Raw genomic sequence first — 6430 nt, 5'->3', positions numbered from 1 at the left:
GGTTAAAAATCCGCGATCCGAAGGCTTCCGGATAACGGCCGCGCGGAGCGTCTGAACTTCGTCGAAACGGTATTCAAATCAAAGCTACTCCGGGCGAGGCCCGGGCGCTTCGCACCCTTCCCATACGCTCAGCGGGTTTCCGCGTGAGGACGAGAGGCCGCGCCCGCGAACACTTGCCCCCACCTGACCGCTTCGCGGTCTGTCCGCCCCGAAAGGGGGCGGAGCCTCGCGAAGCGGTCCGTAGGGGACAAGCTGATCGCAACCCACGAAAAAAGAGCCGCCCGGTCTCCCGGACGGCCCTTCACCTCATTCCGATGCCGACACCTACCGAACCGGCGTGTCGGCCAGGACCGCCGCGCCGCCGGGCGCGCCGCGCAGCCGGGTCTTGGCCATCTCGTCCAGGATCGCCTGCGAGCGCGGGTCGCCCAGCAACCAGGCCGAGGCGGCCAGGGTGCGCATCGAGGCCTCGCTGACCCCCAGCACCCTTTCCAGCGCCTCGAACGGCGAGTCCGAGCCGCCGAACTTCTTGAGCTTCACCTCGCCCTTGAGGCCCGCCAGGCCCTTGGCCTTCTCGACCGCCTCGTAGAAGCCGCCCAGCTCGTCGACCAAGCCCAACTGCTTGGCCTGGACCCCGGTCCAGACGCGGCCCTTGGCGATCTCGCGCACGCGCTCGGGCGGCAGCTTGCGGCCCTCGGCGACGCGGTGGATGAAGCCGGCGTAGATGCGGTCCATCCAGGCGGCGAACTTGGCCCGCTGGTCGGGGGTGAAGCCTTCGCCCGTGCCGAACGCGCCCGAATAGTCGCCGCCGACATGCACCTGGCGCGTGTCGACGCCGAACCGGGCCAGGGCTTCGCCCAAGGCGAACTTGCCGCCGTACACGCCGATCGAGCCGGTCAGGGTGGTGGGCTCGGCGACGATGGCCGAAGCGCCCGAGCTGATCCAGTAGCCGCCCGAGGCCGCGTAGGTGCCCATCGAGACCACGACGGGTTTGCCCGCCTTCTTGGCGGCCTTCACGGCGGCCAGGATCTGTTCGGAAGCGGTGTCCGAGCCGCCGGGCGAGGAAACCCGGAACACGATCGCCTTGACGTCCTTGTCGTCGATGGCGTCGTACAGCGCCTTGGCCAGCTGGTCGGAATAGATCGTGCTGTCGCCGCCGAACGGCGAGCCGCCTTCGCCGCTGCCGGTCATGATCGCGCCCTCGGCCGAGACGACCGCGATCGTCGGGCCCGTCTTGACCGGCGAACGCTTGGCGCGGTCGGCGTAGTCGTCGAAGTCCACCAGCTTGGCGCCCTTGCCCGCGCGCGACAGCATGGCGTCCTGGGCGTCCTTCACCTGGCCGACCCGATCGATCAGGCCCTTGGCCCTGGCTTCTTCGGCGCTGTAGGGGCCGGCCTCGATCGTCTTGATCAGGGCGGCCGGATCGACCTTGCGGTCGTGGGCGGCGGTCGTCAGGGCCGTGGTGTAGACCGAGCCTATCCACGACAGCGTCGATTCCCGGTGGGCGGGCGTGTAGTCATCATAAAGGAACGGATTGACCGCGTTCTTGTACTCGTAGCGTTGCTCGTAGTCGGCCTTGACGCCGTACTTGTCGAAGAAGCGCTTGAAGAACATCTCCTCGCTGGACGCGCCCACCGCCTGCAGCGAGCTGTCGGGCTGCATCCAGAATTCGCTGGCCGCCGAGCCCAGCATATAGGTCGAGGTGACCAGGCCCGAGGGATAGAGCCCCTGGCTGTGGGCGAAGATCGGCTTCTTGCCGACCGCGCGGAAGTGCTTGAACGCCAGGCGCAGTTCGTCGGCCGAGGCCGGGGCCATGCCGCCCTCCGGCAGGCGCACCAGCACGGCCTTGACCTTGTCGTCGGTTTCGGCGCGACGCATCGTCTCGATGATCGACATCACCGACCGGCCGCCCCCGCCGCCGAAGGCCGCGAAGGGGTTTTGCGAGTCCTGGTCGGACAGGCCGCCGCGCAGGTCCAGCTGCAGCACCGTGTGGGCCGGAACCGGGGCAGGGCGGGCGGCGCTGGCCGCCATGACGATCAGAAGGAAGGGCACGCCGACGAGGAACAACACCAAGCCGACGAAAACGCCGGCCACGGTCATGAGGAACTGCTTCATCGTACGTCCTGCTGCCTATTGTCGCGCAAGCTAGTAGCGACCCTGGCGTCGCGGTCAAATGAACAGCGCGCAACCCGGCGTCTAGGGTCGCGCACGGTCGCGGCGAGGGCGCGCCCCGAGGGGCGGCGGCGTCATGCGACGTTTTCAGGAAATCTCGGGAAAGAATGGTCGGAGTGGCAGGATTTGAACCTGCGACCCCTGCGTCCCGAACGCAGTGCTCTACCAGACTGAGCCACACTCCGACTTGGAGGGCGGCTTATAGACAGGCCCCGACAGTCTCGCAAGCGCCAAAAATCACCTCGAAAAAGAAGTTCAAAGCAGCGTTGCATCCATCCGACTCCTGCGCTATCTCCACCGCCTCGCCGGGCCCCACGGGGTTTCGCCGTTCCTGCTGGGGAATGGTGTAATGGTAACACAGCGGTTTTTGGTACCGTCGTTCTAGGTTCGAGTCCTAGTTCCCCAGCCACGCTCTTCCGTCTCGGATCAGTTTTCGCCTCGGCGGCCCCAGGGCCGGCCGGGCCGAACGCCGTTCCGTCTCAGTTTTCCACAGAAATTAACCGTCCGTCTCACGGCGGGGATTTTCGTGACGACCCACGAGCCGTCGCCTTGAACATGCGCGGTCCGACTTGAAATTCTCCTGGCCTCCGGGAGCAGCCTTGGCCTTCGAAAATCAAGGCGGCGTTTGTCCTGATGCTTCCGGGCGCAAGTCGGTCCGGCGCCGCCAAGTCTTTATGTTTCAAGGGGTCAGCCTTGTTTCGACAAGGCTTGGTATGGAAAGAAGGCTGATCTTCGCCTCATCTTTTGACGCGGGGAATCGTTGCAATGCCGACACTTTTGTTCGAGCAACATCGGACTCAGCGGGCGTGTTCGGGACGGAAAAATCACGCCCTGACCGCTTCTTATGGTTTAGAGCCGAGGCGATTTTCTCGTCGCTGTTCTCAAGATTCGCTTAACCTAAGGGCTCAGCAAGTGCGATTACCCGGATTGAGTACTTGTATTTCTACGGGGCGGGTGTATCTGCAAGTCAAAGAACCACCGGAGAGACACTCGTGGAAGACAAAGCTACCCTGATCGAACTCACGGCCGAGATCGTCGCCAACTATGTGGCCAATAACAGCACGTCGGTCTCCGATCTGCCGGCCCTGATCCGAGCCACCCACGATGCTCTGGCCGGTATTGGTTCTCCTGAAGCCGCTCCCGTCGAAACGGTTACGAAGGCTACGCCGGCTCAAATCCGTCGCAGCATTACGCCCGACGCCCTGATCAGCTTCGAAGACGGCAAGCCTTACAAGACGCTGAAGCGTCACCTGACCACGCACGGCATGACCGTCGCCGAATACAAGGCCAAGTGGGGTCTGCCCAACGACTATCCCACCACCGCCCCGGCCTATAGCGAAGCCCGCTCGGCCATGGCCAAGGCCCTGGGCCTGGGTCAAGGCGGCCGCAAGGCCAAGGCCCCGCGCGGCCGCAAAGGCTGATCCGACCCTCTAAAGGTCGAAATCGAGCAAAACCCCCGCCGGTGACGGCGGGGGTTTTTCTTTGTTCACTCGCGCGGATTACCTCCGGCTTTGGAGCGAAACCTCGTCCTTCGACAAGCTCAGGATGAGGTTGTCGACTGCCGAGGCTGCAATTGGTCCTCATCCTGAGCTTGTCGAAAGACGAGGACCACGCAACTGCAGTCGACGATTGGCCGCTATCCGATCTTCAGGCGCACGAAGGCCATGCCGCCCATCGGGTCGTCATAGCCGAGCGACGCCGGCGCATCGAACGCGCTGGCCAGGCCGCCGAAGCCCAGCTTGACGGTGTCGGACAGCGGCACGTCGTAGATCGCCCCCATCGACAGCTTGCGCACCGTCGCCACGCCGCCGTGGTGTCCAGCCAGTTCGTCCTGCTCCACCTGTTCGGCGCGGGTGAAGACGGTCCAGTGCGCGTCGGGCTTGACGGCCCCCTCGAACAGCCAGGCCTGCAAGGCGTCGCCGGGAATGCGGTCCTTGCGGGCCCAGGCCAGGGTGGCGCTGAGCGAGCCGCCGTTTCCGAACGGGCGAGAATAGAGCGCGCTGACCGAGGTGCGGGCCTCGTCGTCGTCGGGCTCCAGCGCCTCGGGACTGTTGATCCGCGTCCAGCTGGCCTGCAGGGCCCAGTTGCGGCTGGGATTGTACGAGACGCGCGACGAGACGCTGTCCAGGCGACCGGTCTCGATGTCATAGCGGTTCTGGTCCGGTTCGCGCCCTCGGAAGGCGCTGGACTCCAGCTTCCAGTTGTTATGCGACACGCCCGCGGTCACCACGCCGAAGGTGATGTGGGTCGAGTCGAACCAGTGGTGGGTGATCGGAGCCTCGGGGCTGTCCATGGACGCCTGGCGATGCATGAAGGCCGGCGGACCGAACGCCGGCTCGCCGGGCAAGCCGACATAGAGATAGGCGTCGGTGTCCTTGCCGGCCTGACGACTGTAGGTGGCCGCCAGCTCCATGAAGAGGTCGTGCGGGTGCTGGCGATCGACCAGGGGATGCTCGCCGTCGGCCGTCTCGCCGGTGGCCAGCAGCAGCGGGTAGCCGTTCTTGCCCATGAACGGGTCGGGGCTGACCATGGCCTTGAAGCCCAATGTGCCTTGGCCCACCTCGCGCTGGGCCATGCCCATCACCATGCCGGCCAGGAACGCCTTGTCGCCGCCGCGCGGTCCGCCCTGGTTGTCATAGACGCCGTTGAACACAGCGTGGCCCATCAGCATCCAGCCGCTGTCGGTGTGGACCATGACGCCGTCGTGCGGCGAGGCGTCGGGCTGCCAGCTGGTGCCGGAGGCGTCGCGGGCCATGGCGTAGCCGCCCAGGGGGCTGGTCATGGACATGTCCATGTTGCCCATGGCCGGTGCGTCGGCGTCGTCGGGGATCGCCTTCATGTCCGCATCGGACATCACACCCATGTCATGACCTGTGTGGTCCTGGGCGAAGACGGGCGCGGCGAGGCCAAGGCTCGCGGCGAGGGCGGCGCAGGCCAATAGGCGCGCGCGGAAAGTCTGGGTGGTCATCGGACCGACCTTTCTGAAGCAAGGGGAGGATGATCCACGCGGCGACCGCGTGGAAGGCTTCAGGCGAGGGGTCTGGGAGGGCCGTGCTCCGGCGCGGGGCTCAGGCCGTCGAGCGACTGGCTGAGCGCCGGGAAGCCCAGGCGGACGGCCGCGCCCGGCGCCGTGGCCATGGCGATGTCGCGGACCGCGGTGGGCAGGCAGCCGGCGCAGCAGTTCATGGCCAAGGCGCCGGGCTTGGGCTTGTGGGCTGGCGCCTTGTCGTGGACCATGTCCGCCAACTCGCCCCCCGACCGGTCCATGTCCGCCGCCACCTCGTGGCAGGGCGGCGCGGCTTCGGCGTGAGCGGGCAGGGCGCGCAGCGGTCCGCCGACGGCGAAGACCGCCGCCAGCAGGATCAGCATCAGGGTGCGCAGGCCGAGCATGGCTGCAGAGTAGGGATGGTAGCCTCGGCGAGCAAGCCGCCGTTTGGCGAGGCAGCGGCGCCAAGGACGACGCTTTGAGCCTCAATGCTTGAACCAGCTCAATCCTATCGAAACGACGACATAGGTCAGGAATACGCCCACGGCGCCGAACAGAAGCAGGGAGCAGCCAAACAGGCCGGGCTCGTTTTCCCGACGGGCGATGAACCGACTTCTAAAGGCGACGCCGAGAGTTCTGCCTGTTTTGAGGCCCAGCGCGACGATCAGAAAACACACCGATGCGAGAGCTATGCATAGCCAGCCAGTTTGATCGATTTGCATCAAGTCACCTCAAGTCGGCCCGCCTCAAACCCCGCGCAGCTCCATGCCCGGCGCGTCCGGTTCGCGCGCGCCGCCGCCGTTCAGCGGGCGCTGCATCCAGACCAGGTCCACCCAGCGGCCGAACTTGTAGCCCATGGCGGGGAAGACGCCCTTCCGCTCGAAGCCCAGCGCCGCGTGCAGGCTGATCGAGGCGGCGTTGCCGCTGTCGCCGATCACCGCGCACATCTGGCGCAGGCCCTGGGCCTCGCAGATTTCGATCACGGCCGACAGCAGCGCCTTGCCCACGCCCTTGCCCACCGCGTCCGGGCCGACATAGACGCTGTCCTCGACGGTGTAGCGATAGGCCGCGCGCAGGCGGAACGGGCCGGCGTAGGCATAGCCCAGCACCACGCCGTCCTGCTCGGCGACCAGATAGGGCAGGCCCTTGGCCAGGAAGGCCGCGCGCCTGCGGCCCATCTCGGCCTCGTCCGGCGGAACCTCCTCGAAGGTGCCCAGGCCGTTGAGGACGTTCCAGCCGTAGATGGCGGTGATGGCGGCCAGGTCGGCGTCTGTG

General features: G+C 66.3%; 7 protein-coding genes and 2 tRNA genes. 3 read left to right on the top strand and 6 right to left on the bottom strand.

The features are described 5' to 3' along the window. Nucleotides 1-324: 324 nt before the first annotated feature. Complete coding sequence (sppA, locus tag WAL33_RS10310) at nucleotides 325-2112, bottom strand: signal peptide peptidase SppA (protein WP_422181049.1); 1788 nt, start codon at nucleotides 2110-2112, stop codon at nucleotides 325-327. A 165-nt stretch (nucleotides 2113-2277) separates the two neighbouring features. Then, a tRNA-Pro gene (locus WAL33_RS10305) sits at nucleotides 2278-2354 on the bottom strand. Nucleotides 2355-2504: 150 nt separating this feature from the next. On the opposite strand from WAL33_RS10305, the gene WAL33_RS10300 reads away from it, so the two are divergent. The 3 genes from WAL33_RS10300 (at nucleotide 2505) to WAL33_RS10290 (ending at nucleotide 3590) form a co-directional block, all read left to right on the top strand. After that, a tRNA-Gln gene (locus WAL33_RS10300) sits at nucleotides 2505-2578 on the top strand. 190 nt (nucleotides 2579-2768) lie between these two features. Further along, a complete protein-coding gene (locus WAL33_RS10295; RefSeq protein ID WP_422181047.1) occupies nucleotides 2769-3065 on the top strand; it encodes a hypothetical protein in 297 nt (98 codons plus the stop codon). A 96-nt stretch (nucleotides 3066-3161) separates the two neighbouring features. Then, a complete protein-coding gene (locus tag WAL33_RS10290) occupies nucleotides 3162-3590 on the top strand; it encodes a MucR family transcriptional regulator (RefSeq protein WP_012285398.1) in 429 nt (142 codons plus the stop codon). A gap of 215 nt (nucleotides 3591-3805) precedes the next feature. Here the strand turns inward: WAL33_RS10290 and WAL33_RS10285 are convergent, their stop codons facing one another. The 4 genes from WAL33_RS10285 to WAL33_RS10270 form a co-directional block, all read right to left on the bottom strand. Then, a complete protein-coding gene (locus WAL33_RS10285; protein WP_422181045.1) occupies nucleotides 3806-5137 on the bottom strand; it encodes a hypothetical protein in 1332 nt (443 codons plus the stop codon). A 59-nt stretch (nucleotides 5138-5196) separates the two neighbouring features. Further along, entirely contained in the window at nucleotides 5197-5559 is a 363-nt protein-coding gene (locus WAL33_RS10280; protein ID WP_422181043.1) for a hypothetical protein, read from the bottom strand. Between the two features lie 81 nt (nucleotides 5560-5640). Further along, nucleotides 5641-5877 (bottom strand): hypothetical protein, encoded by a 237-nt coding sequence (locus tag WAL33_RS10275; protein WP_422181041.1) that lies wholly within the window; start codon nucleotides 5875-5877, stop codon nucleotides 5641-5643. Nucleotides 5878-5901: 24 nt separating this feature from the next. Then, on the bottom strand, nucleotides 5902-6430 hold a 529-nt coding region (locus tag WAL33_RS10270; RefSeq protein ID WP_422181039.1), incomplete at its 5' end, for a GNAT family N-acetyltransferase.

This window comes from Caulobacter sp. (assembly GCF_049283275.1).
Lineage (GTDB): Bacteria > Pseudomonadota > Alphaproteobacteria > Caulobacterales > Caulobacteraceae > Caulobacter.
Note: the sequence above shows the minus strand (reverse complement) of the source record. Positions and strands in the feature narration are given on the sequence as shown.